Origin of the sequence: Neorhizobium sp. LMR1-1-1.1, assembly GCF_040675795.1 — a bacterium.
GTDB classification, from domain to species: Bacteria; Pseudomonadota; Alphaproteobacteria; order Rhizobiales; family Rhizobiaceae; genus Neorhizobium; species Neorhizobium cellulosilyticum.
On record NZ_JBEGHE010000001.1, the window covers coordinates 407,849 to 433,427 of the forward strand.

The 25,579-nt window shown below is 59.3% G+C and carries 23 protein-coding genes; 15 read left to right on the forward strand and 8 right to left on the reverse strand.

Features of this window, described 5'->3' with window-relative positions; all coding sequences use genetic code 11:
• Positions 1-7: 7 nt before the first annotated feature.
• Entirely contained in the window at positions 8-265 is a 258-nt protein-coding gene (locus MRBLMR1_RS01750; protein WP_500063528.1) for a hypothetical protein, read from the forward strand.
• A 79-nt stretch (positions 266-344) separates the two neighbouring features.
• On the opposite strand, the gene MRBLMR1_RS01755 is transcribed toward MRBLMR1_RS01750, so the two are convergent.
• Entirely contained in the window at positions 345-1,238 is an 894-nt protein-coding gene (locus tag MRBLMR1_RS01755) for an aldo/keto reductase family oxidoreductase (protein ID WP_148143262.1), read from the reverse strand.
• Between the two features lie 135 nt (positions 1,239-1,373).
• On the opposite strand from MRBLMR1_RS01755, the gene MRBLMR1_RS01760 reads away from it, so the two are divergent.
• The 8 genes from MRBLMR1_RS01760 to MRBLMR1_RS01795 all read left to right on the forward strand — a co-directional run bounded on the left by MRBLMR1_RS01760 (position 1,374) and on the right by MRBLMR1_RS01795 (position 10,902).
• Complete coding sequence (locus MRBLMR1_RS01760; RefSeq protein WP_148143264.1) at positions 1,374-2,270, forward strand: LysR family transcriptional regulator; 897 nt, start codon at positions 1,374-1,376, stop codon at positions 2,268-2,270.
• Positions 2,271-2,410: 140 nt separating this feature from the next.
• Positions 2,411-2,752, forward strand: a complete 342-nt coding sequence (locus MRBLMR1_RS01765; RefSeq protein WP_148143265.1) for a DUF6665 family protein — start codon at positions 2,411-2,413, stop codon at positions 2,750-2,752.
• A 163-nt stretch (positions 2,753-2,915) separates the two neighbouring features.
• Complete coding sequence (locus MRBLMR1_RS01770) at positions 2,916-4,451, forward strand: sugar ABC transporter ATP-binding protein (RefSeq protein ID WP_148143268.1); 1,536 nt, start codon at positions 2,916-2,918, stop codon at positions 4,449-4,451.
• Positions 4,448-5,449 carry an ABC transporter permease gene (locus tag MRBLMR1_RS01775; protein WP_148143270.1) on the forward strand — a complete coding sequence of 334 codons (1,002 nt, stop codon included), beginning with the start codon at positions 4,448-4,450 and terminating at the stop codon, positions 5,447-5,449. Before MRBLMR1_RS01770 ends, MRBLMR1_RS01775 begins: the two co-directional genes overlap by 4 nt.
• A gap of 82 nt (positions 5,450-5,531) precedes the next feature.
• Positions 5,532-6,497: a substrate-binding domain-containing protein gene (locus MRBLMR1_RS01780; RefSeq protein ID WP_148143295.1), complete on the forward strand. Its 966-nt coding sequence runs from the start codon at positions 5,532-5,534 to the stop codon at positions 6,495-6,497.
• Positions 6,498-6,710: 213 nt separating this feature from the next.
• The gene (locus tag MRBLMR1_RS01785) at positions 6,711-7,763 is read left to right on the forward strand and encodes a sugar phosphate isomerase/epimerase family protein (protein WP_183685262.1); all 1,053 of its coding nucleotides are present in this window, start codon (positions 6,711-6,713) and stop codon (positions 7,761-7,763) included.
• Positions 7,764-7,964: 201 nt separating this feature from the next.
• Positions 7,965-9,137 carry a Gfo/Idh/MocA family protein gene (locus MRBLMR1_RS01790; protein ID WP_148143299.1) on the forward strand — a complete coding sequence of 391 codons (1,173 nt, stop codon included), beginning with the start codon at positions 7,965-7,967 and terminating at the stop codon, positions 9,135-9,137.
• Positions 9,138-9,306: 169 nt separating this feature from the next.
• On the forward strand, positions 9,307-10,902 hold the full coding sequence (locus MRBLMR1_RS01795; protein ID WP_148143301.1) for an ABC-F family ATP-binding cassette domain-containing protein: 1,596 nt from the start codon (positions 9,307-9,309) through the stop codon (positions 10,900-10,902).
• 27 nt (positions 10,903-10,929) lie between these two features.
• Here MRBLMR1_RS01795 and MRBLMR1_RS01800 read toward each other — a convergent pair whose 3' ends face one another.
• The 5 genes from MRBLMR1_RS01800 to MRBLMR1_RS01820 form a co-directional block, all read right to left on the reverse strand.
• Positions 10,930-11,319 (reverse strand): DoxX family protein, encoded by a 390-nt coding sequence (locus MRBLMR1_RS01800; RefSeq protein ID WP_148143302.1) that lies wholly within the window; start codon positions 11,317-11,319, stop codon positions 10,930-10,932.
• A gap of 97 nt (positions 11,320-11,416) precedes the next feature.
• The gene (locus MRBLMR1_RS01805) at positions 11,417-12,340 is read right to left on the reverse strand and encodes an HD domain-containing phosphohydrolase (RefSeq protein WP_183685261.1); all 924 of its coding nucleotides are present in this window, start codon (positions 12,338-12,340) and stop codon (positions 11,417-11,419) included.
• Between the two features lie 246 nt (positions 12,341-12,586).
• On the reverse strand, positions 12,587-13,906 hold the full coding sequence (locus MRBLMR1_RS01810) for a cytochrome c (protein ID WP_148143306.1): 1,320 nt from the start codon (positions 13,904-13,906) through the stop codon (positions 12,587-12,589).
• Between the two features lie 11 nt (positions 13,907-13,917).
• A complete protein-coding gene (locus MRBLMR1_RS01815; RefSeq protein WP_148143308.1) occupies positions 13,918-15,687 on the reverse strand; it encodes a GMC family oxidoreductase in 1,770 nt (589 codons plus the stop codon).
• Between the two features lie 5 nt (positions 15,688-15,692).
• A complete protein-coding gene (locus MRBLMR1_RS01820) occupies positions 15,693-16,394 on the reverse strand; it encodes a gluconate 2-dehydrogenase subunit 3 family protein (protein WP_148143311.1) in 702 nt (233 codons plus the stop codon).
• A 452-nt stretch (positions 16,395-16,846) separates the two neighbouring features.
• On the opposite strand from MRBLMR1_RS01820, the gene MRBLMR1_RS01825 reads away from it, so the two are divergent.
• From MRBLMR1_RS01825 to MRBLMR1_RS01850, 6 genes are all read left to right on the forward strand, one after another.
• The gene (locus MRBLMR1_RS01825; RefSeq protein WP_148143313.1) at positions 16,847-18,220 is read left to right on the forward strand and encodes a GH1 family beta-glucosidase; all 1,374 of its coding nucleotides are present in this window, start codon (positions 16,847-16,849) and stop codon (positions 18,218-18,220) included.
• A gap of 334 nt (positions 18,221-18,554) precedes the next feature.
• Positions 18,555-19,589 (forward strand): methionine ABC transporter ATP-binding protein, encoded by a 1,035-nt coding sequence (locus MRBLMR1_RS01830; RefSeq protein ID WP_148143653.1) that lies wholly within the window; start codon positions 18,555-18,557, stop codon positions 19,587-19,589.
• Entirely contained in the window at positions 19,579-20,247 is a 669-nt protein-coding gene (locus MRBLMR1_RS01835; protein WP_148143316.1) for a methionine ABC transporter permease, read from the forward strand. The genes MRBLMR1_RS01830 and MRBLMR1_RS01835 overlap by 11 nt, the downstream gene beginning before the upstream one ends.
• 20 nt (positions 20,248-20,267) lie before the next feature.
• Positions 20,268-21,047, forward strand: a complete 780-nt coding sequence (locus tag MRBLMR1_RS01840; protein ID WP_148143318.1) for a MetQ/NlpA family ABC transporter substrate-binding protein — start codon at positions 20,268-20,270, stop codon at positions 21,045-21,047.
• An 86-nt stretch (positions 21,048-21,133) separates the two neighbouring features.
• The gene (locus MRBLMR1_RS01845; RefSeq protein ID WP_148143321.1) at positions 21,134-21,910 is read left to right on the forward strand and encodes a MetQ/NlpA family ABC transporter substrate-binding protein; all 777 of its coding nucleotides are present in this window, start codon (positions 21,134-21,136) and stop codon (positions 21,908-21,910) included.
• A gap of 149 nt (positions 21,911-22,059) precedes the next feature.
• Positions 22,060-24,258, forward strand: a complete 2,199-nt coding sequence (locus MRBLMR1_RS01850; RefSeq protein ID WP_148143323.1) for a bifunctional diguanylate cyclase/phosphodiesterase — start codon at positions 22,060-22,062, stop codon at positions 24,256-24,258.
• Between the two features lie 16 nt (positions 24,259-24,274).
• Here MRBLMR1_RS01850 and MRBLMR1_RS01855 read toward each other — a convergent pair whose 3' ends face one another.
• Positions 24,275-24,595: a low molecular weight protein tyrosine phosphatase family protein gene (locus MRBLMR1_RS01855; protein WP_148143326.1), complete on the reverse strand. Its 321-nt coding sequence runs from the start codon at positions 24,593-24,595 to the stop codon at positions 24,275-24,277.
• Positions 24,596-24,606: 11 nt separating this feature from the next.
• A complete protein-coding gene (gene trhO, locus MRBLMR1_RS01860) occupies positions 24,607-25,563 on the reverse strand; it encodes an oxygen-dependent tRNA uridine(34) hydroxylase TrhO (protein WP_148143329.1) in 957 nt (318 codons plus the stop codon).
• Positions 25,564-25,579 lie beyond the last annotated feature (16 nt).

Sequence of the window (25,579 nt, forward strand, 5' to 3'; positions counted from 1 at the left end):
GCCAACCATGCGAAGAGCTGTTGCCATACCTGTGATCGCATCTCTCGTCCTTGGGCAGCCTTTCCCGGCATTCAGCCTGGAGCCGATACCGGGCAGCCTGATCTATCCAACACAGCCGAAAACGAAGCTCAAGAAAGCGCCGATCGGTAGCCTGTTGACGCATCAGTTCCAGAGTGACGGCTATAGTTACTCCGAAACCTATCGCATCGGACCCAATCGGGAATTTCAGCTTCTGAGCCGCACAAAATACGGCGGAATAGATTAGGGCAGGCTGACGCCGTCTGCGGTAAGTCGGCAGACCGCTTGCGGAGAGACGCCGCACCTGCGGGCGCGGCGTCTCGTTCTCAGGCGGCTTTCTTGCCGGCAATGCCTTCCAGCTCGGCAAGTTCGTCCTGCGGCAGCTCCAGTTCTCCGGCTGCCAGATTTTCCTTCAAATGTCCCACCGACGAGGTGCCGGGGATGAGAAGAATGTTCGACGAGCGCTGCAGCAGCCAAGCGAGGGCGACCTGCATCGGGGTAGCGTTCAGGCGTGCCGCGACATCCGAAAGTGTCGAGGACTGCAGCGGCGAGAAACCGCCGAGCGGGAAGAAAGGCACGTAGGCGGTGCCTTCCGCGGCCAGTTGATCGATAAACGCATCGTCTTCTCGGTGGGCGAGATTGTACTGGTTCTGGACACAGACGATCTCGGTGATTCTGCGCGCCTCAGCGATCTGGGTGGGCGTGACGTTCGAGACGCCGATATGGCGGATGAGTCCCTGACGCTGGAGATCGGCCAGAACCGTCACCTGTTCCTCGATCGATCCTTCCGCCGGGCCATGGATGCCGTGCATCGAGCGGAAGTTGACGATGTCGATGACGTCGAGGCCGAGATTGCGGAGGTTGTCGTGGACGGCGGCGGTAAGCTCCTCCTTCGACATGGCCGGCAGCCATTCGGCATTCGGGCCGCGTCTTGCCGAAACCTTGGTGACGATGGTGAGATTGTCCGGATAGGGATGCAGCGCTTCACGGATGATCTGATTGGTGACATGCGGACCGTAGAAATCGCTGGTGTCGATATGATCGACGCCGGCCTCGATGGCGGCACGCAAAACGGCGACAGCGGCAGCGCGATCCTTCGGCGGTCCGAAGACGCCCGGGCCGGCAAGCTGCATTGCACCGTAGCCGATGCGCTTGACCGTATGGCTGCCCATCTTGAACGTGCCGGATTTTGCAAGATCGAATGTGCTCTGATCGGACATGGGGATGCTCCTTTTACTGATCGCCGATTGTTCGCGATCTTCGGTGAAATGGAAATAGCGCCGGTGCGTTCCCTTTATAAGCCTGTACAATTCGGATAGTCTGTACGCTGAAACGGACAATCGAAAGAATGCTTCATGGGCGTGGAAATGAGCGATCTGCAGGCTTTTCTCACCGTGGCACGGGCCGGTGGGTTTCGCGAGGGCGCACGCATCAGCGGCGGCAGCGCATCGGGATTGAGCGATGCCGTGCGGAGGCTGGAAACCCAGCTTGGCGTGCGGCTGCTCAATCGGACGACGCGCAGCGTGGCGACGACCGAGGCGGGGCAGGGGCTCATCGACCGGCTGGCGCCGGCGCTGGCGGAAATGGAAGCGGCGCTCGATGTCGTCAACGGGTTTCGCGAGCGGCCTGCGGGTGTGCTGAAGCTGAACGTGCCGGTCAGTGCGGCGCGGCTGGTCTTGCCGTCGATCGTACCGCGATTTCTGGCGGCCTATCCGGACATTCGGCTGGAACTGATGATCGAGGACAGTTTTGTCGACGTGATCGCTGCGGGCTGCGATGCCGGTATCCGTTATGACGAGCGACTGGCGCAGGACATGATCGCGGTGCCGATAGGACCGCGTACGCAACGTTTTGCCGCGGTCGCCTCGAAGGATTATCTCGATCGGCGCGGTCGGCCCGAACATCCGCGCGATCTCATGCAGCATGCCTGTATCCGCAATCGTTTCGCCAGCGGCTCGATGCCGGATTGGGAATTCGAACGGAACGGAGAGACGGTGCTGATCGACCCGCCTGCCGCGCTGATCGTGCAGACTGGTGGCGGGGTCGATCTGGCGGTCGATTGCGCCAAGGCGGGGGCGGGTATCGTAACTCTGTTCGAGGATTGGCTGCGCCCGCATATCGACAGCGGGGCGCTGGAGCCGGTGCTTGAGGACTGGTGGCCGGAATTTTCGGGGCCGTTTCTCTATTATCCCGGTCGCCGGTTGGTGCCGGCGCCGCTCAGGGCCTTTATCGATTTCATCAAGGCAGCTTGAGCAGGGATGGCGCGCAACTTTCGCGTTCAACTTTTTATAACGTAGAGTTGAAGTCTGGCTCGGACAGCATTTTGACATGGCGCATTATCGGGGTGGCAACCGGTCGGCTAGAACCTTGCGGCAAACATAAGGAGATCTTCATGTCAGTTCGTGCACCGCAATTCTTCGGTTCGCCGTCGCTTCAGAGCGGATTGAGCGCCCTGGAATACGAGATTGCCGAGGAGCGTGCGAGCGCACTTGGACGAAACGGACGGCAGGTAGAAGCCAGCCTTGAAAAGCTTCGTAAATGGGATGCTGATTCTGCTGGCAAGGCTGAGGCAAAGCGCCTTGATCTGGTGCAGGACGCTGCCGAAGCCGTCTGGGGGCTTTTTGTCCAGCGGGAATTGTGTGGCCTGAGCAATGGTCCCGATGTCGCGAAGGATTATCAGATCCCCGGCGAGGTGATGGCCAAGGTCGGGACCTTCAGACGTTCGGCATCATGACGCAGAGTTGACGTTCAATTCTGCTTTACGTACCTCATATCTTTGGATAGCCTGAAATACAGGGAGGATTTCAGGTGCACCACATCGCTTGCGAGGAGGCAGGCGTTGGGGGCGTGTCGCATGGCGGCCGTTTCACGACGCTCGTGAATTTGAGGTCGGGTGGATGACTATATCCCCCGCACCCGCTGATTCATCCATCAATCCGCCGCTGCTTGAAGCGAGCGGCCTGTCGAAGACGTTCGGGATCATCGAGGTCCTGAAGGATATTTCGCTGACCGTTCGCGCCGGCGAGGTTCACGCGATCATCGGCGAGAACGGGGCCGGCAAATCCACTTTGATGAAGATCCTTGCCGGCAATCATCAGCCGACGCGTGGCGAGATCAGGATGGACGGCGCTCCGGTGAGTTTCTCCGGTCCGGTGGATGCGGAAAACCACGGTATCGTGCTGGTGCATCAGGAGATATTGCTCGCGCCCGACCTGACGGTGGCGCAAAATATCTATCTCGGTCGTGAGCTGAGGAAGGGGCTGGTCGTCGACGATCAGGCTATGCGTTCCGGTGCACGGCAGGCGATCGTCGATCTCGGTGGCTATATCGACCCGGATACGATCGTCTCTCGGCTTTCCATCGCTCAACGCCAGCTGGTGCAGATCGCCCGCGTGCTTCTTGTGCCGCACCGGATCGTCATCTTCGACGAACCGACCGCATCCCTGACGCCGCATGAGACCGAGGCCTTGCTGAAGGTCATCCGTGATATCCGCGCCAAGGGTGTCGGCGTGCTCTACATTTCGCATCGCCTGCCGGAGGTGAAGGAGATTGCCGACCGTGTTACCGTTCTGCGTGACGGGAGGCTTGTCGGTTCACATGATGCCGCGGAACTTCAGCCGGCGGACATGGCACGGCTGATGGTGGGGCGCGATGTTGCGAAGCTTTATCCCGACCGGCATGCGGCAGAGGTGCGTCAGGCGGTGCTCGAGGTCGAAGGGTTCGACGTTCCGGGTTTTGCGCGCGATGCCGGTTTCACACTTCGTAAAGGCGAGATCCTCGGTTTCGCCGGGTTGATCGGCGCTGGGCGGACGGAGCTGATGGAAGGGTTGGTCGGATTGCGCCCGGCCAAGGGCAAGGTGGTGCTGAATGGGCATACGGTCTCATTCACTGACGTGCATTCGAGCCTGAAAGCCGGCGTCGCCTATCTTTCCGAGGACCGGAAGGGCAAGGGATTGCTGCTGACCAAGGATCTTCGGGTCAACCTGACGCTTGCCTCGCTCGGAAAATTCATTCGCGGCCTGCAGATCGACAGGAAGCGTGAGGCCGAAGCGCTCGACAACGCGATCAGGGATTTCGATATCCGGACGGGGACGAAAAACATCCTTGCCGGACAGCTTTCCGGCGGCAACCAGCAAAAACTCCTGCTTGCTAAGATGATGATGCTCGACCCGCAGGTCGTCATCATCGACGAGCCGACGCGCGGCATCGACATCGGCAACAAGGAACAGATCTACAAATTCATCGCGGCCTTGGCCGAAGAGGGGCGGTCGATCATCGTCGTTTCCTCCGAGATGCCCGAACTGATCGGCATCTGCGATCGCATTCTGGTGATGCGGACGGGAAGGATCGTCGGCGAGGTTCAGGGAGAGAACATGACCGAAAACGAGATCGTTGAGCTTGCCACGGGCGTGAATGCGGGGGCGGTGGCATGAGCGCGGCAACGACCGATACGGCCAAGATACCGAAGACATCACGGGATTGGGACATGGCGGCGATTGCGCCGTTCGTCGCGCTCGCCCTGCTTCTGGTGCTCGGATATTTTGCTAATCCGAATTTCGTCTCCGTCGCCAACCTCACCAATGTCATCACCCGCAGCGCCTTCATTGCGATCATCGCGCTCGGTGCGACCTATGTGATCTCATCCGGCGGGCTCGACCTTTCCGTCGGGGCCATGGTCGCTTTCGTGGCGAGCCTGATGATCCTGTTCATGAATACCGGTGCGATCGGTGACCCGATGCTGATGCTGGTTGCCGCGATGCTGGTGGCGCTTGGTCTTGGAGCCGCCTGCGGGCTGGCGAACGGGCTAATCACGACCGTCGGCAAGATCGAGCCTTTCATTGCCACGCTCGGAACCATGGGCATCTATCGCGGATTGACGACCTGGCTCAGCCAAGGCGGTTCGATCACGGTGCGGGACCGCGAGCTGCAGCAGCTTTATCGTCCGGTTTATTTCGGTGATGTCTTCGGTGTTCCGATCCCGATCATCGTCATCTTCGCCACCGCAGCACTGGCCGCCTTCGTGCTTTATCGCACTCGTTACGGCCGGCACCTGATCGCCGTCGGCTCGAACGAGGAAGTGGCCCGGTATTCGGGCATATCGGTGCAGAAGGTGCGCACCATTGCCTATATCGTGCAGGGGCTTTGCGTCGCGGTTGCGGTGATCATCTATGTGCCGCGCCTCGGCTCGACTTCGGCAACGACGGGCATTCTTTGGGAACTGCAGGCAATCACGGCGGTTGTTGTTGGCGGCACGGCATTGAGGGGTGGTGTCGGGCGTATATGGGGCACGGTCTGCGGTGCCTTCATCCTTGAGATTGTCGGCAATATCATGCTGCTTTCCAACTTCGTCAGCGAATATCTGATCGGCGCAATCCAGGGGGCGATCATCATCATCGCCATGCTGGTGCAGCGGTCGCTGATGCGGAAGTGAGGAGGCATTCGCAATAGGCCGGGCCATCTGGGGTAGGTCCGGTCAGGAGGAGATCACCCCGCATAACCTTGGGAGAGAGAACATGCACAAGAGATTATTGGGCTATGCCGCAGCGGCGCTGACGGCATTTGCCGTGGCGGTGCCGGCGACGACTTTTGCCCAGGAGGCAAAGAAGGTGACGATCGGCGTTTCCATTCCAGCGGCTGACCATGGCTGGACTGCCGGCGTGGTGTTCCATGCCGAACGTGTCGCCAAGCTTCTGATGGCCGAGCACAAGGGCTTGAATGTCATCGTCAAGACCTCTGCCGACCCGGCAAGCCAGGCCAATGCGGTGCAGGATCTGGCGGTTCAGGGCATTGATGCACTGGTCATCCTGCCGACCGATCCGGATCAGCTCGTATCGGCCATCCAGCAGGTGAAGGACGACGGCAAGTTCGTGGCGCTGGTCGACCGCGCGCCTTCCGTCAACGACAACACGATCCGCGATCTCTATGTCGCCGGTAACAACCCGGCCCTTGGTGAAGTTGCCGGCCAATACATCGCCAAGACAACGCCGGAAGCCGAAGTCGTCATCATTCGCGGCCTGCCGATCCCGATCGACCAGCAGCGTCAGGACGGTTTTGACAAGGGCATCGAGGGTTCCAAGGTGAAGGTCCTCGACCGCCAGTACGGCAACTGGAGCCGCGACGACGCATTTCGCGTGATGCAGGACTATCTCACCAAATACCCGAAGATCGACGTAGTGTGGTGCCAGGATGACGACATGGCTGTCGGCGTGCTGGAAGCCATCGAGCAGGCGAAGCGTACAGACATCAAATATGTCATCGGCGGCGCCGGTTCGAAGGACATGATCAAGAAGGTCATGGATGGCGACAAGATGATTCCAGTCAACGTGCTCTATCCGCCGGCGATGGTGGCAACCGCGATGGAACTGACGGCCGGCAATTTCTATGACCAGGTGCCGGTGAGCGGCAATTACATCCTCGATGCCACGCTGATTACCAAGGACAATGCGGAGAGCTTCTACTTCCCTGACTCGCCGTTCTGATCTTTTGGGGGAGTTGCCCCTCACCCAAAGTGCAGCATGCTGCACTCCACCTCTCCCCGTAAGGACGGGGAGAGGTGACTTGCCTTACTCGGCGTTGGAGAGGGAGGCAGACATTGCGACATGTGCCCTTCTCCCCGTTTGCGGGGAGAAGGTGCCGGCAGGCGGATGAGGGGCAGTCCTTCATTCTCGCATATCATTACGGAGGAATTTTTCATGAAGACGATCAAGGGACCCGGCATCTTTCTCGGGCAGTTCGCGGGTGATTCAGCGCCGTTCAATACCTGGGACAGGATCACCAAATGGGCGGCGGACAAGGGATATATCGGCGTGCAGGTGCCGACCTGGGCGAGCCAGCTGATCGACCTGAAAAAGGCATCTACCTCCAAGGATTATTGCGACGAACTGGCCGGCAAGGCGCGTGAAAACGGTGTCGAGATCACCGAACTCTCCACCCATCTCCAGGGCCAGCTGGTGGCCGTGCATCCCGTCTATGACGAGGTGTTCGACGGTTTTGCAGCCCCGGAAGTGCGTGGCAATCCCAAGGCGCGGCAGGAATGGGCGGTCGAACAGGTCAAGATGGCGATCACCGCATCACGCCATCTTGGCATCAAGGCGCATGCGACCTTTTCCGGTGCGCTGGTCTGGCCTTATCTCTATCCGTTCCCGCAGCGTCCGGCCAGTCTGGTCGAGACCGCTTTCGATGAGTTGGCGAAACGCTGGACGCCGATCCTGAACCATGCAGACGAGAACGATGTCGACGTCTGCTACGAGATCCATCCGAGCGAGGACCTGCATGATGGGATCACCTTCGAGATGTTCCTGGAGCGGGTGAAGAACCATCCGCGCGCCAACATGCTCTACGATCCATCGCATTATGTGCTGCAGTGCCTCGATTATCTCGACAACATCGACATCTACAAGGACCGGATCAAGATGTTCCACGTCAAGGACGCGGAATTCAATCCGACCGGACGGCAGGGCGTTTATGGCGGTTTCCAGAGCTGGGTGAACCGCGCCGGCCGCTTCCGCTCGCCGGGTGACGGGCAGGTGGATTTTGGCGCAATCTTCTCGAAAATGGCGGCCAACGATTTCGATGGCTGGGCCGTGGTCGAGTGGGAATGCGCGCTGAAACATCCGGAAGATGGAGCGCGGGAAGGGGCCGAATTCGTCAAGGCGCATATCATCCGCGTGACCGAATACGCGTTTGACGATTTTGCCGCGGGCGGTACGGACGAGGCGGCCAACAGGCGGATGTTGGGGCTTTAGGGGCCGGTTGGCCTTCACACAGAAGTTGTGGCTTGTGGTTTGCCCCTCACCCTAACCCTCTCCCCGTCATTACGGGGAGAGGGAACGTGCCTCGATTGGGACGGAGAGATTGCGGCTTGTGTCCTTCTCCCCGCTAGCGGGGAGAAGGTGCCGGCAGGCGGATGAGGGGCAGCTCCGCAGAACATTTCAAGGAGAAATTTCATGGCAATCGAAGGAAAACAGGAAGATACGCGCGAGCCGCGGATCCGGCTCGGCATGGTGGGCGGTGGTTCGGGCGCCTTTATCGGTGCCGTGCATCGCATGGCGGCGCGGCTGGATGATCAGTTCGAGCTCGTCGCGGGAGCGTTGTCGTCGACGCCGGAAAAGGCGTTGGTCTCGGGGCGGGAACTCGGGCTCGATGCGTCGCGCACCTATGGTTCCTACAAGGACATGGCGATCCGTGAAGCGCGCTTGAAGGATGGTATCGAAGCGGTGTCGATCGTCACGCCCAATCATGTGCATTTCGAAGCTGCCCGCGAGTTTCTGAAGCGCGGCATTCATGTCATCTGCGACAAGCCGCTGACCTCCAATCTGGCTGACGCCAAGAAGCTGAAGAAGCTTGCCGACGAAAGCGATGCGCTGTTCATCCTGACGCATAACTATACCGGTTATCCGATGGTGCGGCAGGCGCGCGAGATGATCGCCAATGGCGATCTCGGCAAGCTGCGCGTGGTGCAGGTCGAATATGCGCAGGATTGGCTGACCGAGGCTGCCGAACAGACCGGTGCAAAACAGGCGGTGTGGCGTACGGACCCGGCGCAATCCGGTGCCGGAGGTTCGACAGGCGATATCGGCACGCATGCCTATAATCTCGCCTCCTTCGTCACCGGGCTGACACTGGAGAGCCTTGCGGCTGATCTGGACAGTTTCGTGCCGGGCCGGAGATTGGATGACAATGCGCATGTGATGCTGCGTTTTGCCGAAGGCGCGAAGGGCATGCTCTGGTGCAGTCAGGTGGCGCCAGGCAACGAGAACGGGCTGAAGCTGCGCGTCTATGGCGAAAAGGGTGGGCTGGAATGGGCGCAGGAGAACCCGAATTATCTCTGGTTCACGCCATTCGGTGACCAGAAACGGTTGATCACCCGCAATGGCGCGGGAGCAGGGGCCGCGGCGGGGCGCGTCTCGCGCATCCCGTCGGGTCATCCCGAAGGCTATCTGGAAGCTTTCGCAACGATCTACACGGAGGCCGCGCGTGCCATCCATGCGAAGAAGAAGGGTACGAAGCTCGACAAGGCGGTGATCTATCCGACCGTGGATGACGGGGTGAAGGGTGTCACTTTCGTTGAGGCCTGCGTTGCGTCTTCGAAACGGAACGGTGCCTGGGTCAAGCTCTGATCTCACTCTGTCTTGGGTGGCAGGATTTCGGTTCTGCCATTCGCCTTGCTTTGGTCGGTTTCAGCCGATAGATGACTGATCGTCAGCAATACCAACAGGATGTGTGCCGCAATGGATTTCATCTCGATCGCAACGCCGCTTTGCCTTGCAATCCAGGAAAATCACATCCATGCCTGCTTCCATCACACTTTCCAATCTTACGTGGTCCACGCCTGACGGCCGCAACCTTTTCTCCAATGTCGATCTGAGTTTCTCAACTGAGCGCGCCGGGCTTGTCGGCCGCAATGGCGTCGGCAAAACGACTATCCTGAAGCTCATCGCCGGGCAGATTCAGCCGCAGACCGGCTCTATTTCCGTTCATGGCAGCATCGGCATGATGCGCCAGAGCGTGCAGCTCGATGATGACCAGACGATCGCGGATCTCTTCGACGCAACTGCCGATCTCGCGCTGCTGAAAAGGGCGGTTGCCGGTGACGCAACTATCGAGGAGATAGGTATCGTCGATTGGTTCGTCGAGGAACGTATTGCCTCCGCACTTTCCGGTGCCGGTCTCGATGTGAGGCCGGAGACTCATCTTTCATCCCTTTCCGGTGGGCAGCGCACTCGGGCGGGACTTGCCGCGCTCATTTTTCACAAGCCGGATTTTCTGCTGCTGGACGAGCCGACCAACAATCTCGACAGGGACGGGCGTAATGCCGTTATCGATCTTCTGTCGCGCTGGAGGGCCGGGGCGATCGTGGTCAGCCATGACCGTGAGCTTCTCGACGGCATGGATGCGATCATCGAACTGACGACGCTTGGGGCCAGGCGTTACGGCGGCAACTGGAGCCGGTTTCAGGAGCGCAGGGCGCTGGAACTGGCGGCTGCCGAACGTGATCTGGCAGGCGCGGAAAAGGCATTCGACGAGATCGCCCGCACTGCTCAGGTTCAGGCGGAACGCAAGGCGCGCGGGGATCGTGTCGGCAAGCGCAAGGCTGATCGGGGTGACATGCCGCGCATTGTGGCTGGCGGATTGAAGATGCAAAGCGAGGTCACCAGCGGCGAGAATGCCCGGCTGGCGGCGCGGCGCAAGCAGCAGGCATCGGAAGCGATAACGGAAGCGCGGCAGAGGATCGAAATCCTACAGCCGTTTTCGGCGCATATCGCTTCGGCCGGGCTTCCCGCGGCCAAGGTCGTATTGCGGCTCGATCATGTGAGCGTCGGTTATGGTGAGGGGACGCCCGTTCTGTCGGACATCTCTTTCGATCTGGTGGGGCCGGAGCGGGTCGCAATCGTAGGTTCCAACGGTTCAGGCAAGACGACGCTGATCCGGGCAGTAACGGGTGCGATCGTGCCATCGGAGGGCACCGTGTCCATCTTCACGGATTATGCATTGCTTGATCAGACCGTAAGCCTGCTCGAGGCGGGAACGACGATCCGGGACAATTTCCGTCGTCTCAACCCGGCTGCCGATGAGAATACGTGTCGGGCAGCCTTGGCGCGCTTCATGTTCCGCGCCGATGCCGCCTTGCAGCCGGTGTCAACGCTTTCCGGCGGGCAGATGCTGAGGGCGGGGCTGGCTTGTGTGCTCGGCGGGAGAAATCCGCCGCCATTGCTCATTCTGGATGAGCCGACCAACCACCTGGATCTCGATTCGATCGCCACGGTGGAGCGCGGACTTTCGGCTTATGACGGGGCGCTTCTGGTCATCAGCCATGACGAAGTGTTTCTGGATGCGATTGGCATCACGCGCAGGCTGGAATTGCCTGCGCGAACAAAAGGCTGAGGGGGTGCCTCAGCCTTTTCGACGTTCTTACTTGCTCTTCATCTTGGCATCGACGCTGACCGGGCCGGGACCGGCGGCGAAGATATAGAGGAAGATGAAGCAGAACAGGATGGCCGCTACGCCGCCGTTTTGCGCCGGATAGATGCCGCGCGGAAAATGGCCGATGAAATAGGCGAAGGCCATCAGGCCGGAAAGGACGAAGGCTGCATAACGCGTCTTGAAGCCGATGAGTACGCATAAGCCGAGCACCAGTTCCAGCATGCCGGCGATCCAGGACATCGAACCTATCGGCGGCACGCTCTGGGCAGCCGGGAAATGCAGGATCTTCTGGGTGCCGTAGCTGAACAGGACCAATGCCGAAATGGCACGGAGCAGGCTCAGGAAATACGGCTGGGAGCGGTCGAGGTTTTGCAACATGGGTGTTTCCATTTGATTCGAATGGAACGCTTCATCCTTCGCCAAATATTGCAGCGCAACACAACTCGCTTAAAATCGTCGTGATCTGTCTGAATTTTCAACGAAACATCGATCCCAGCCGAAGGACGAGCTTGCGGTCGAAGAGATTGGGCTTGTCGTACATCCAGGTCAGCGCCTCGGTCGTCGACCACGCCTTCTTGTAGGGACGCACGGTGGTCAGCGCGTCGAAGACATCGCAGACGGTACTGATACGGACGGCGGTGCCGATCTGTTCGGCCTGCAGGCCAAGCGGATAACCGCTGCCGTCAAGTGCTTCGTGATGCAGGCGGCAGACATCGAGGATGAGATCCGAAACGCCACCGAGCTTCTTCATGTGGCGGTAGCCGATCTCGGGATGGTTGCGGATCACCCGTTTTTCGGCGGCGTTCAGTTCGCCCGGCTTGTTGAGAATGGCATTGGGGATAAGCAGCTTGCCGAGATCATGCAAAATACCGGCGCGGCCGATCTCATCGACCAGGGCTTCGTCGAATTCCAGCAATACCGCCATCTGCGCCATCAGGCCGGCAACGGAAACCGAGTGGAGATAGGTGCCCTTGTCCTTAGTCTTCAAACGGGTGACCTGCATGAACAGATCGGGAGCCGCTTCGACTGCCCGGCGCGCCGAGGCCGCAGATTGGGTGATCTGCTCCATATCGACCCTGCCGGACACCATGCCCGTCACGCCCTGGCGCATGGTCGTGATGGCATCGTCGAGCGCCTTGTCGGTCTCCGTTGCCGGTGACTTGTCGAGAGAGGCGAGTTTCGCGTAACGCGGCGGCGCACGTTCCAAGAGGGCTGTGGCGTCGATGCGGCTTTTCTGGCGGCTGACGAGGATGTCGGTGGCGGAAGAGTGGAGGATAGCCCGCACATCCTCTTCGGAGTCTAGCATGAACCTTCGCCGGGAGAATTCACTGCTCGGGCATTCGACCGATTCTATAAACAGGCCGGGCTGGACAAGATTTTTCGGTAATCGAAGTATCACGCCACTCAATTCCTCGAATTGTGAGGATATTTGGCGCTATCGAGAATGAATAAATCACCTATTTGGGTGACGCCGCGGCTTTATTTTTCGTCGTGTCGCGAATTTTTGTGCAGAAACGGCGGTGATCCTGCGACTCCGCGTGCAGTTTTCATTCCAAGGTTTCGCTTCTCGTGGAGTTTAAACTCCAGATGGTGCGGAAGAAATGAAAAGGCTCCGCCATCGATCGATGGCGGAGCCGAGTGTTTGTTAATGCGCTGCGAGATTGCGGACGGCCTTTACCTCAGCAGCCGAGACGCTCGGTGCCTTGTTGTGCCAGCCTTCACGCAGGAAGGTGGCAAGCGTTGCGACCTCTTCGTCCGACAGGCGGTTATCGTAACCCTGCATGCGCAGCTTCATCGGGCGGTCAGCCGTCGAGGGCAGTTCTGCGCCGTGGAGGATGACGCTGATCAGGCCTTTCGGCGACTTGGCGGTGACGAGCGAGTTGCCGTCCAGTTCCGGGAAGGTCTCGCCGGCACCCTTGCCGTTGACGATGTGGCAGGCCGCGCAGTTGTCGAGATAGAGGCGGGGGCCGAGCGGCATATCGGGCTTGGCGTCCGTCAGTAGCTTTTCCGTCTCGGTGATCTCGGGCTTTGCGGCCGCGGCCGACGCATTTGCTGGAGCCGTGCCGATCTTCTTGAGGTAGGCGGCGATCGCCATGTTGTCCTCATGCGTGAGATACTGCAGCGAGTCACGCACGACCAGCATCATTTCGCCGGTTGCCGAGGAATGAGCGTTGCGGGCAGTCGCCAGATAGGCAGCGGTCTGCTCGGTGGTCCATTTCTGCGGGCCGCTATCGGGACCACGAAGGTCAGGCGCGGTGTAACCGTCGATCTCGCCACCGGAGAGGAAGGCCTTCGACGTGTCGTCGATACCATCCTGCGCCATGAACAGGTTGCGCGGGCTGTGGCAGGCGGCGCAGTGGCCAGCACCTTCCACGAGATATTTTCCGCGGTTGAACTGCTCGTCCGCGCCCTGAACCGGCTTGAAACCGGCCGGATAACTGGCAGCGAGCCAGTTCCAGGCGCGCAGGCCGAAACGCATGTTGAACGGGAAGGCGAGCCTGGTTTCCTCGACCTTGTTGGAGACCGGTTCGACCTGATGCATGAAGTAGTCGTAGAGGGCGACAATGTCCTCTTCCGACATCTTGCGGTAGTTCTCATACGGCATGGCCGGGTAGAGATGCGTACCGTTCGGGGTCACGCCATCGTAAAGGGCCGCGCGGAAATCCGCGAGCGACCAGTTGCCGATGCCGGTTTCCTTGTCCGGGGTGATGTTGGTGGTCCAGATCGTGCCCATCGGGCTCTGGATGGCACGACCGCCCGCAAAAGGCTTGCCGCCTTCGTTGGTGTGACAGGCCATGCAGTCGCCTGCACGCATGACATATTCCCCCTGACCTTCCGCCGGCTTGAAGTCGGCAGCAAGCTGGGTGACCGGGCCAGTACGCTGCACCGGTACGAAAATGAAGGCGAGAAGAGCAATGATGCCCAGAACGACGAGGGTGCCGAGAACGCGAATGAGTTTCTTCATGGGTTCTCTCCTCACACCAGCGGACGCGGATTGGGCAGGTAATCTTTACGGATGGCGTTGACGGCCCAATAGGCCAGACCACCGACCATGCCGGTCGGGTTGTACTGCGTGTTCTGCGGGAAGGTGTTGGCACCCATGACGAACAGGTTATGACAATCCCAGGACTGCAGGTAACGGTTCAGAACCGAGGTCTTCGGATCGTCGCCGGTCACCGTGCCGCCGGTGTTGTGGGTGGTCTGGTAAGGACGGACGTCGAACATGGCGCCTTCCTTCTTGAAACCCTCCTGCAGCGTCGTCGGGTTCATCGACTTGGCGACCGGTTCCATCTTCTGCTTCATGAACTGCGTCTGGCGGATTTCGTTCGGATGCCAGTTGTAGGTCATGCGCAGCATCGGACGGCCGTGGCGGTCCTTGTAGGTCGGGTCGAGATCGAGATAGTGGCCGCGATAGGACATGACGGAGCCGTGGGCACCGATGTTCATCGCATGGCCGTACCACTCGCCGATGCCCTTCTTCCAGCCTGCGCCCCAGCTCGGAGTGCCCGCCGGCAGCGGCATCGTGTGGCCCGGCTGACCATTGGTTTGGCCGGCACGCCAGTAGGCGCCGCCGACAAAACCTTCCTTGGCGAAGTCGATATTGTCGATACCGAAATCGTCGATGCAGAAGCCGTTGGCGCCGGTGCCGATGAAGGGGTTGAAGTTTTCGTCCTTGAAGAACAGCGTGTAACCGCCGGTGATCTGGTAGGCGTAGTTACGGCCGACGACACCTTCATTGGTGTTGGGGTCGTAAGGCTGGCCGATACCCGAAACGAGCATCAGGTGGACGTTGTTGAGCGCGAACGCCGTCAGGATGACCAGATCGGCCGGCTGGAAGACTTCCTCACCGGTCTTGTGGTCGAAATAGGTGACGCCGGTGACGGTCTTGCCGTCGGCGGCCTTTTCGACGCGCAGTACTTCCGAATTGACGCGGTATTCGAAATTCTTCTTGCGCTTCAGGGCGTCGATGATCGCCGTCTGCGGCGAAGACTTCGAATAGTTGTAGCAGCCGTAGCGCTCGCAGAAACCACAGTGGTTGCACGGGCCCATCTGCATGTTGTATTCGTTCTTGTAGTCCTTGGAGGCAATGCCGCCCGGCGACGGGAACGGATGGTAACCGGCAGCCTTGGCAGCGTCGCGGAATTTGACGCCATCCCAGGTCGAAGGCATGGCCGGCATCGGGTATTCGTCGGAGCGCGGTGCCTCGAACGGGTTGCCGCCCTCGACGATCTTGCCGTTGATATTGCCGGCCGTGCCGGAAATGCCGGCGACCTTCTCGAAGCGGTCGAAATGCGGCTCCAGTTCCTCATAGGTCATTGGATAGTCCTGGATCGTCATGTCTTCCGTCATGACGTCTGCGCCGAATTTTTCGGTCACATAGGACTTGAGGCGATATTCCGACTGCATCGGACGCCAGTTGAGGCCGTTCCAGTGGGTGCCTGCACCACCGACGCCGGTGCCGAGCAGGAAAGTGCCGAGGCTGCGGTAAGGCAGAGCCTCCTCATCCAGCGAACGGCGGATGGTGACCGTGGTGTTGGCAGGCTTTTCCATCATGCCGTAACGGATGCCGTATTTCAGCTCGTCGATCATGTTCGGATACTGGAAGTCCGGAACGGTCGCCTGATCGTGGCCGCGTTCCAGCGCCAGAACCTCGAGGCCTTCATTGGCAAGCTCGATGCCCATGATCGCGCCTGTCCAGCCGAAGCCGACGAGAACGACGTCTTTTTTCTTTTCTGTCCGTGCCATGGTGCTTAACCCCTTTCGCCGGAAATGGAGACGGGGCCGAGCGGATATTTCACGTTATGCTTGCCGACCCATTCCTTGTAGGAGCCGCGGGCACCCGGGAAGCCGATATATTTCCACGCCGCCATGCCATGGTTGCCGCCGTACATCGGGTCGGAGAAATAACCTTCCTTGGTGTTGGCAAGCAGGATGCCGAAAAATTCGCGCAGTTCCGGCTTGATCTTCATCTCGTCCTTCTGGAGCGAGGTGAGAGCCTTGTCCTGGGTTTCCGCATCCAGTTCGGCAAAAATCTTGCCGTGGGTGGTCTTGCACCACTCGTCGAAGAGCGGGATTGCCTGCTGGTAGATTTCCAGCGGGGCAAGTGGCGTCTGCCAGCCACGCAGCGGGCTTGCCGCCGGCTCGTAAGGGCCGACCATGTACCAATCGGAAGCCTTGCCGTAATCGCCGGCGAGCTGCTTGTCGATGAAGACGGGAACGCGTGTTTCGATCGCGCCGGGGCCATCGCCGTCCGACGGGATAAGTCTTGCTACCGCTGCCATGACGAAAACCCACTCACTGGGCTTGAGACAGTCCGGTTGGTATTCTGTGAGGGCGACGGGTTCTGGTTTCTGTTCGGCCTTGGCCGGAACGGCGATACCGGCAATAGCGGCAGTCGCCGCCGAGGCTTTCAGGAAACCTCGACGGGACGGCAGGCCCGGAATATCTCTCATTGTTCACTCCTTCGTGGCTGAGGGGGACAGCCATTGAAATTCATGTGAGGCCTCCGAGACGGGAGAGCGTCACTATGACACCCGCGCTCTATCGTCGCAGGATTGGAGGTTCAAGGATCGAAAGGCTAAACTTTGCCCGATTTTCGCCTGAATTGAGAATGTTTTTCTATGTATGAATATTAATCGCTAAAATTGCATGTATTATTGATTGTATTTTGGAATTTTCCACCCATTTTGACGGCTAAATATCTATTTTTGCGTGTGTGTTGATAAGCATCTGCGAGTCTTTGGAGGCGGAGGTGAGCTACCTGCAGCTGTCCGTGCGGGTCTCCTTGCGCGGCATCGTTGCCCCTGCAAAGCGCCGCAATATCTGTTATTGAGGTCGGCGATATCGGGACGGGAGTTCTGATTTTCGTCATCCGACGCGCCATCATAAAGAGGACAGCCTGCTCATGACCGATCCGAAGATTTTTGCGGCGCGCTTCCCCGGTGACTTTCTCTTCGGAGTGGCGACTGCCGCCTTCCAGATCGAAGGTGCGACCAAGGTCGACGGGCGCAAACCATCGATCTGGGATGCATTCTCCAACATGCCGGGGCGGGTGTTCAACCGTGACAACGGCGATGTCGCCTGTAACCACTACAATCGCCTGGAAGAGGATCTCGATCTGATCAAGGAAATGGGTGTCGAGGCCTATCGGTTTTCGATTGCCTGGCCGCGCATCATTCCGGAAGGTACCGGCCGCATCAACGAAAAGGGTCTGGATTTTTATGATCGGCTGGTCGATGGCTGCAAGGCGCGGGGTATCAAGACCTATGCAACGCTCTATCACTGGGATCTGCCGCTTTCCCTGATGGGAGATGGGGGCTGGACGGCACGGTCCACCGCTTACGCTTTCCAGCGTTACGCAAAGGTCGTCATGGCCCGGCTTGGTGACCGGCTGGACGCTGTCGCGACGTTCAACGAGCCGTGGTGCTCCGTCTGGCTATCGCATCTTTATGGCGTGCATGCGCCGGGCGAGCGAAACATGGAGGCGGCACTGGCCGCCATGCACACGACCAACCTTGCTCACGGTCTTGCTGTCGAAGCCATTCGGCACGTGACGCCGAATGTGCCGGTCGGGCTGGTGCTGAACGCCCATTCCGTCATTCCCGGTTCCGAGACCCCCGAGGACAAGGCTGCGGCCGAGCGGGCCTTTGATTTCCATAACGGGGCCTTTTTCGGCCCGGTGTTCAAGGGGGAATATCCCGCATCCCTCATCGAGGCGCTCGGCAGCCAGATGCCGAAAATCGAGGATGGCGATCTTTCGATCATCAGCCAGAAACTCGACTGGTGGGGGCTCAACTATTACACACCGATGCGCGTGACCAACGACTCCGCGGAGGAGGCGATCTACCCCGCCACGCAGGGAGCGCCCTTCGTCAGCCAAAAGGTGACGGATATCGGTTGGGAAATCTACGCGCCGGCGATGAAGTCGCTGGTGGAGGATCTTTATCGTCGTTACGAGCTGCCCGATTGCTACGTGACCGAAAACGGTGCCGCCTACAATATGGGACCGCAGAATGGCGAGATCGATGACCAGCCGCGACTGGATTATTATGTCGAACATCTCTCGGTCGTGGCGGATCTCGTTTCGGACGGTTATCCGGTGAAGGGTTATTTCGCCTGGAGCCTGATGGACAATTTCGAATGGGCTGAAGGTTACCGCATGCGCTTCGGCCTCGTTTACGTCGATTACGAGACCCAGGAACGGATGATCAAAAAGAGCGGAAAATGGTATCGCGAACTGGCGTCGCAATTTCCCGGCGGAAATCATCGGATGGCTTGATAAAAGCCAGACGTAATAGGGGCTTAGGAAGAGTTTTTCGCTCGCTCGCCAATAATTGAAATTCCATCCCTAGGAATTAGGGTAGGGCCGGGGCATTGATCTGCCACCAACAAGGCTGCTAGGCCTTTTCCAAGAGAAAGCCGATCGAAATGCTCCGGAAAGTCACCTGTCATCGAATGTGCCGTCTGGGCGCGTGATCGAGCGGTATTCTCGCCGCCAAGAATGACCTGACTTAACTCGTGAGTTTCAAATGACCATCCAACATGCCGCGACAACTGTCGCGCCGTCCGTCCGAGCGGAGGGAATAGACCAGGGGGCGTCTTCCGGCACTCCCATGGTTTCCTTCGAGGGCGTTACGAAGCGCTTCGGCGGTACGGGCGGCCAGCCCGCTTTCACGGCCCTTGACGGGATCGATTTCACCGTTGCACACGGCGCGATCACCGGCATTATCGGCCGCTCGGGCGCCGGCAAGTCGACGCTTATTCGTCTGGTCAACGGGCTTGAGAAGCCATCATCCGGCAAGGTCATCGTTGATGGTACGGAAGTCGGCGGTCTGCCGGAATCAGGCCTGCGGGATCTGCGTCGCCAGATCGGCATGATCTTCCAGCACTTCAATCTTCTGTCGTCGCGCACGGCCTATGACAATGTCGCGCTGCCGCTGGAAATTGCTGGCGTCGATGCCAGGACGATCAAGGCCAAGGTCGGGCCGCTGCTCGATCTGGTCGGTCTGGGCGACAAGGCCCGCAGCTATCCTTCCGAACTCTCGGGCGGCCAGAAGCAGCGTGTAGGCATCGCCCGCGCGCTGGCGACCGATCCGAAGCTTCTGCTTTCTGACGAAGCCACTTCGGCACTCGACCCGGAAACGACCCAGTCGATCCTCGAGCTTCTGAAGCGCATCAATGCCGAGCTTGGCCTGACCGTGCTTCTCATCACCCACGAGATGGAAGTGGTGAAGACGATCGCGACTGATGTTGCGGTGATCGACAAGGGCCTGATCGTCGAATCGGGCCGGGTCTTCGATGTCTATGCCAGCCCGAAACATGATACGACACGGACGCTGCTTGCATCATCCCTGGCGCTGCCTGAATGGCTGCGGACAGGCATCAAGCATTCCCCTTCGGCCGGAGACCGGGCGCTGGTGCGACTTGTCTTCTTCGGAGAGACCGCTTTCCAGCCACTGACTGGCCGGCTCGTTGCCGAGCTTGGTTCGGACGTCAATATTCTTGCCGGCGGGATCGAGGAAATCGGCGGCAAGCCGTTCGGCTCACTGGTCGTCTCCTATTCCGCTGATCCTGCGGTTATCGAGCGGGCCAATCGCTTCTATGCCGAAACCGGCCTTTCCACGGAGGTGCTCGGCTATGTCTCCTGATATGCTTCTCAACCTGTTGCTCAAGGCGCTTGGCCAGACCCTGCAGATGGTTGCCGCGGCCGGCGTGATCGGTTCGCTGATCGGACTGCCGATCGGCATCTTCCTTGCCACCAGCGGCCGGGGTGAGTTGTTCCCGGCTCCGGCGATCAACCGCATTGTCGGCCTGATCATCAACGCGGCGCGCTCCACTCCCTTCATCATTCTCGTCGTGGCGATCATTCCGTTCACGCGGCTGATTACAGGTACGTCGATCGGTACCTATGCGGCGATCGTGCCGCTGACGATCGCGACCATTCCCTTCTTCGCGCGCCTCGTCGAAGCTGCAATCCGCGAGATCGACAAGGGGCTGATCGAGGCTGCGCGTGCCATGGGCGCGACACCGACGCAGATCGTCTTCAAGGTGCTTCTGGCGGAAGCCCGACCTTCGCTGATGGCGGCACTCACCATGACCCTGGTCAGCCTGATCGGTTATTCGGCAATGGTCGGTGCCGTTGGTGGCGGCGGTCTCGGTGACCTTGGCATTCGCTACGGCTACCAGCGCTTCATGCCGGAAATGATGCTCGCTGTTGTCGTCGTGCTGATCGTACTCGTCCAGCTCGTCCAGAGCGCCGGCGATGCGCTGGCTCGTCGTTTCGATAAACGTAACCGCAAGAACTGAGTGTTTCAGAGGACAAGATAATGAAGAAATTGATTGTTGCGGCCACTCTTGCCGCTCTCTTCTCCACCGGTGCGGCGCTTGCCGAAACCAAGAAGGTCGGCGTGACGCCCGGTCCGCATGCGCAGATCGTCGAGAAGGTGAAGGAAGTCGCCGCCAAGAAGGGACTTGAACTCGATGTCGTTGAGTTCTCCGATTATGTCGTGCCGAACCAGGCGCTGTCGGATGGCGATATCGACATCAACTCGTTCCAGCACCAGCCTTATCTGGACAACCAGGTGAAGGAGCGGAAGCTCGATCTCGTGAGCGTGGCGAAGTCGGTCAACTTCCCGATGGCCGGTTACTCGAAGAAGATCAAGGCTCTGTCCGAACTGAAGGACGGCGCATCGGTTGCCATCCCGAACGACCCGAGCAACGGTGCGCGCGCGCTTCTGCTGCTGGCCGACCAGAAGCTGATCACGCTCAAGGACGGTATCGGCGTGAAGGCCTCGGTTGCCGACATTAGCGAGAACCCGAAGAAGCTCAACATCGTCGAACTGGATGCCGCCCAGCTGCCGCGCTCGCTCGATGACGTCGATCTCGCCGCCATCACCACCAATTACGCGCTTGCCGCCGGCCTCAACCCGAAGACCGACGGGATTTTCCAGGAAAGCACCAAGGCTCCTTATGTCGGCGTCATCGTCGTTCGCGCCAAGGACAAGGATGCCGACTGGGTGAAGACCTTCGTCGAGAGCTATCACAGCGCGGAAGTGTCGGCCTTCATCGAAGAGAAGTTCAAGGGCGCGATCACGCCGACCTGGTAAGCACCAACGAATTGCGTTTCCGGCCACCTCCCAAGATACGAGGCCGGGAACGCCATAAACCCAATAAAATCGTGAGGAAACATCCAATGAAGAAGCTCGTACTCGCCGCCGCATTTGCGCTTGCTGCTGCAAGCTCGGCACTTGCCGAAGACATCAAGGTCGGCGTCACGCCGGGTGAACACGCCAATATCATGGAAAAGGTTGCCGCCGTCGCCAAGACCAAGGGCCTCAACATCGATATCATCGAGTTCTCCGATTATGTCGTGCCGAACCAGGCGCTGAACGACGGCGACATCCAGGCCAACTCGTTCCAGCACCAGCCCTATCTCGACAACCAGATCGCCGACCGCAAGTTCGATCTCGTTGCCATCGGCAAGACGATCACCACTCCGATGGGCGTCTATTCCAAGAAGGTGAAGAGCCTCGACGAACTGAAGGACGGCGACACCGTCGCCATCCCGAACGACCCGACCAATGGCGGCCGTGCGCTGCTGGTTCTGGCTTCGAAGGGCCTGATCAAGTTCAAGCCGGATGCCGGCATCAAGGTTACGCCTTCGGATATTATCGAGAACCCGAAGAAGATCGAATTCTCCGAGCTCGACGCTGCCCAGCTGCCGCGTTCGCTTGATGACGTCGATGCTGCCGTCATCAACACGAACTACGCCATGGAAGCCGGCCTGAACCCGAAAAAGGACGCGATCGCCATCGAAGGCGAAAAGTCGCCCTACGCCAACATCATCGTAGTACGCTCCGCCGACAAGGACGCTCCCTGGGCTAAGACGCTGGTCGAAGCCTATCACGACGAAAGCATCCGCAAGTTCATCAACGATGAATACAAGGGTGCGCTGATCCCGTCCTGGTAATCTGCTGCGAAGCAAAATATTGATCTGTTACAGCCCCTTACGCGAGAGAACGCGTAAGGGGCTTCTTTTTGAAGTGGTATCTTCCACTTCAATCTTAACTATATCTGAAGGAATACTCGCGATAAACTTCTGGTTTAGAGAGGGGTTCTATGGGGCTGTTATCATTCCGTTTCCGACGCCCCGTGAACGTTGGGCGCAAGTCCGCCGTGACTTCGATGCTCGGCGCCTTCGCCCTTGTCGTTTTTCTAGTCACCGTTTTCATTCTCACAGCTGTCAACCGGATCACCGACCACACCAACAATCTCGATGAGCAGCGGTCGCGTGCGACCACCAGCGGTGCCGTTCGGACCTTTCAGGATCAGCTTCATGCGACGCTGAACGACTATGCCGCCTGGGACGATGCGGCGAATTTCGTTTATGCGCCGGACGGGCAGGACTGGATCATCAGCAATTTCGGCGATATGACCGTCAACAGCGATCTTTTCGACGTTGCGATGCTGCTGGACACCCATCGCAATGTTCTGATGGCCTATCAGGACGGTCATCCGGTCGATTGGGCGCCCGGCGACTATTTCGATTCATCGCTCTGGACACTTTTCGACAAGGCGCAGTCGGCCGGCCCGGAGAGCGTGCCGGAGGCGATTGGATTTATCGCTACCACCAAGGGTGTTTCGGCGATCGGTGTAGCTCTTATCCGCGAGAAGTCGGGTGCTATCGACGTGTCTCCGGAAAACCGGCGCTATCTGGTTTTCGCACGCCATCTGAATGACGAGAAGGTTGCGGCTCTCGGGGAGACCTATGTCATCGGTGGGTTGCATTTCGTCGGTGCAGATGAGGCGCTGCCCAATGCAGTCGAGATTCGCAACGTGCATGGTCGGCTTCTGGCAAAGCTTGGCTGGACGCCGCGCAAGCCGGGGGACATCAGCTATCTTCAGGTCCGCTCACTGGTTTACAGCGCAGTGGCCATGGTCGGGCTTTTCTTCCTGCTTCTGCTGGTTGCCGGAACGAATACTCTCAATCGACTGAAAGCCGATGAGGCCTCGGCGCGCCGTCTTGCGATGACCGACAGGCTGAGCGGTCTGCTCAACCGTACGGGGTTCTTCATGGCTCTCGATGACATGGTGGAGGAAGGCGCGCGCAGCAGGCAGAGCGTGACTATGCTTTATCTCGATCTCGACGGGTTCAAGGAAGTCAACGATGCCTATGGGCATGGTACCGGCGACACGCTGATCCGCAGCGTCGCGGCAGGGTTGAGGATCCTCGTGGGCGACGGGGCAGTGCTTGCCCGGGTCGGCGGAGACGAGTTTGCCATTGCAGTTCTCTCGGACGATCCGGGCCGCGAAACGGCGATGCTATGCGAGCGCATTCTCGGCTTTTTCGAGGAGCCCTTTACCATCGGTGAGCGGGTGGCCGTGATCGGGACGAGCATCGGCATCGCGATATCCGAGCGCGGCAGCGTTAATGGTGGAGAACTGGTCCGGCGCGCGGACATGGCGATGTATCGGGCCAAGGACAGCGGGCGCAGCCGCTTTGAGTATTACACGCCGGACATGGATGCCGAGCGGGAGGAGCGCCACAGGCTCGAAATTGACCTCAGGATCGCCATCGAACGGCAGGAGCTGACCGTTGTCTATCAGCCGGTGGTCTCGGCTCAGGATGGCAGGATCGTAGGGGTGGAGGCGCTGGCCCGCTGGAACCGTAGGGGCTATGGCGCGGTCTCCCCGGATGTCTTCATTCCGATTGCCGAAACCTCTGGCCTGATCGATCAGCTCGGTCTCTTTGTGTTGCATCGTGCCTGCGAGACGGTGAAACGCTGGCCAGGCTTCAAGCTGTCGGTCAACATCTCTCCGGGGCAATTCCGCGACCCTGCGTTTCCGCAGAACGTTGCCTACGTACTTCGCCAGACCAAAGCCAGTCCCGCAGACATCACGTTGGAAATGACCGAAGGCTATTTCATCCAGAATGCCGACCGGGCGAAAACCTCGATGGCCGGGCTGCGGCGACTGGGCGTTCATATCGCACTCGACGATTTCGGCGCCGGCTTCTCGAGCGTCGGTTATCTTCGCCAGTTTGGTTTCGACCGCATGAAGATCGACAAATCGCTGATCCATGCGCTCGATCAGGAACGGAGCGCGGTCGACCTTCTGCATGCGACGGTAGCGCTTGCGCGCTCGCTGGATATCCCAGTCACCGCCGAAGGTGTTGAGACGGATGCCCAGGTGCTGCAATTGCGGCTGACCGGCTGTGACCAGTTGCAGGGCTACCTGTTCGGTCAACCGATGTCGGCTGACGATATTGACAGCGTTTTCCGGCGCGATGAGCGCAGGGCGATATTTTCGCTGAGGTGAGGTTATTCCTCGCCATTCATAGATGCCGCGGAACCTTGGCTTTGAGAAGCTCCACGAGCCTTGGATCCATGAACTGATAGTCATCGGGAATGTCGAGGCAGACGATGCGTGTGCCGTTCAGCGCGGCCCGGTATCGCGATTGAAGCTTGGCGCGGTGGGCGCGCTCCATCACGAAAATGATGTCGGCCCATTCGACGAGTTCGCGGGAAAGCGGGTTTTCGGCGTCGTTATTGGTTCCCGCCGAAGATGTCTCGACACCTGGCCAGTCGGCGAAGACGTGTTCTGCTGTCGGGCTGCGCAGCTTGTTCTGGCTGCAGACGAACAACACGTTTTTCACCGACCGGTCTCTCAGCTGCCGATATGCTTGACGCCACGCTTCTTGGCGAGGGCGATCTGGTGCTGCCGCTGGCGGTAGCGCAGGCGGTCGGCTTCGCTGCGCGTGTCGTAGCAGTTGGAGCAGGAGACGCCTTCCTCGTATTTAGGAGAGGTGATCTCTTCTGCGGTGATCGGGTTGCGGCAGGCGTGGCAAAGCTTGTGATTGCCCTCTTTCAGGCCATGCTCGACCGAGACGCGTTCATCGAAGACGAAGCAGGCGCCTTCCCACAGGCTTTCCTCTTCCGGCACTTCCTCGAGATATTTGAGGATGCCGCCCTTCAAGTGATAGACCTCCTCGAAGCCTTCTTCCTTCATGAAGGCCGTCGCCTTTTCGCAGCGGATGCCGCCGGTGCAATACATGGCGATCTTCGGCTTGTTGTGCAGGCCGGTATTGTTGCGCACCCAGTCCGGAAACTCGCGGAAGGTCTTGGTATTCGGGTCGACCGCGCCCTTGAAGATGCCGATAGCCGTCTCGTAGTCGTTGCGCGTGTCGATCAGGATCGTCTCGGGATCGGAAATCAGCGCGTTCCAGTCCTTCGGATCGACATAGGTGCCGACGATCTTGTTGGGGTCGATATCCTCGACGCCCATGGTGACGATCTCTTTCTTCGGCCGAACCTTCATGCGCAGGAAAGGCATCTTCGATGCGCGGCTTTCCTTGTGCTCCAGATTGGCGAATTCCGGCTGGGCGCGCAGATGGGCGAGCAGGCGGGCGATCGCATCGTCGGTGCCGGCAACGGTGCCGTTGATGCCTTCGCGGGCAATCAGCAAAGTACCCTTGATGCCGTTCTCGTCACAGAAAGCCTGAAGCGGCTCACGAAAATCCTCAAAACGCTCGAATCGGGCGAAGTGATACAGCGCCGCAACGAGGAAGCCATTGGTTGTTCCGTCGGTCGCCTGGGATCGAGATGTGATCTGATTGTCTGTCATGGGGCTCAAATACAGC

What these genes read in the sequence shown, in the direction of transcription:
- MRBLMR1_RS01785 (WP_183685262.1), top strand. Translation starts at nt 6,711, where the DNA reads ATGAAGACGATCAAGGGACCCGGCATCTTTCTCGGGCAGTTCGCGGGT.
- MRBLMR1_RS01810 (WP_148143306.1), bottom strand. Translation starts at nt 13,906, where the DNA reads ATGAAGAAACTCATTCGCGTTCTCGGCACCCTCGTCGTTCTGGGCATC.
- MRBLMR1_RS01780 (WP_148143295.1), top strand. Translation starts at nt 5,532, where the DNA reads ATGCACAAGAGATTATTGGGCTATGCCGCAGCGGCGCTGACGGCATTT.
- MRBLMR1_RS01825 (WP_148143313.1), top strand. Translation starts at nt 16,847, where the DNA reads ATGACCGATCCGAAGATTTTTGCGGCGCGCTTCCCCGGTGACTTTCTC.
- MRBLMR1_RS01850 (WP_148143323.1), top strand. Translation starts at nt 22,060, where the DNA reads ATGGGGCTGTTATCATTCCGTTTCCGACGCCCCGTGAACGTTGGGCGC.
- MRBLMR1_RS01820 (WP_148143311.1), bottom strand. Translation starts at nt 16,394, where the DNA reads ATGAGAGATATTCCGGGCCTGCCGTCCCGTCGAGGTTTCCTGAAAGCC.
- MRBLMR1_RS01775 (WP_148143270.1), top strand. Translation starts at nt 4,448, where the DNA reads ATGAGCGCGGCAACGACCGATACGGCCAAGATACCGAAGACATCACGG.
- MRBLMR1_RS01830 (WP_148143653.1), top strand. Translation starts at nt 18,555, where the DNA reads ATGGTTTCCTTCGAGGGCGTTACGAAGCGCTTCGGCGGTACGGGCGGC.
- MRBLMR1_RS01750 (WP_500063528.1), top strand. Translation starts at nt 8, where the DNA reads ATGCGAAGAGCTGTTGCCATACCTGTGATCGCATCTCTCGTCCTTGGG.
- MRBLMR1_RS01765 (WP_148143265.1), top strand. Translation starts at nt 2,411, where the DNA reads ATGTCAGTTCGTGCACCGCAATTCTTCGGTTCGCCGTCGCTTCAGAGC.
- trhO (WP_148143329.1), bottom strand. Translation starts at nt 25,563, where the DNA reads ATGACAGACAATCAGATCACATCTCGATCCCAGGCGACCGACGGAACA.
- MRBLMR1_RS01800 (WP_148143302.1), bottom strand. Translation starts at nt 11,319, where the DNA reads ATGTTGCAAAACCTCGACCGCTCCCAGCCGTATTTCCTGAGCCTGCTC.
- MRBLMR1_RS01760 (WP_148143264.1), top strand. Translation starts at nt 1,374, where the DNA reads ATGGGCGTGGAAATGAGCGATCTGCAGGCTTTTCTCACCGTGGCACGG.
- MRBLMR1_RS01755 (WP_148143262.1), bottom strand. Translation starts at nt 1,238, where the DNA reads ATGTCCGATCAGAGCACATTCGATCTTGCAAAATCCGGCACGTTCAAG.
- MRBLMR1_RS01795 (WP_148143301.1), top strand. Translation starts at nt 9,307, where the DNA reads ATGCCTGCTTCCATCACACTTTCCAATCTTACGTGGTCCACGCCTGAC.
- MRBLMR1_RS01790 (WP_148143299.1), top strand. Translation starts at nt 7,965, where the DNA reads ATGGCAATCGAAGGAAAACAGGAAGATACGCGCGAGCCGCGGATCCGG.
- MRBLMR1_RS01840 (WP_148143318.1), top strand. Translation starts at nt 20,268, where the DNA reads ATGAAGAAATTGATTGTTGCGGCCACTCTTGCCGCTCTCTTCTCCACC.
- MRBLMR1_RS01845 (WP_148143321.1), top strand. Translation starts at nt 21,134, where the DNA reads ATGAAGAAGCTCGTACTCGCCGCCGCATTTGCGCTTGCTGCTGCAAGC.
- MRBLMR1_RS01770 (WP_148143268.1), top strand. Translation starts at nt 2,916, where the DNA reads ATGACTATATCCCCCGCACCCGCTGATTCATCCATCAATCCGCCGCTG.
- MRBLMR1_RS01835 (WP_148143316.1), top strand. Translation starts at nt 19,579, where the DNA reads ATGTCTCCTGATATGCTTCTCAACCTGTTGCTCAAGGCGCTTGGCCAG.
- MRBLMR1_RS01815 (WP_148143308.1), bottom strand. Translation starts at nt 15,687, where the DNA reads ATGGCACGGACAGAAAAGAAAAAAGACGTCGTTCTCGTCGGCTTCGGC.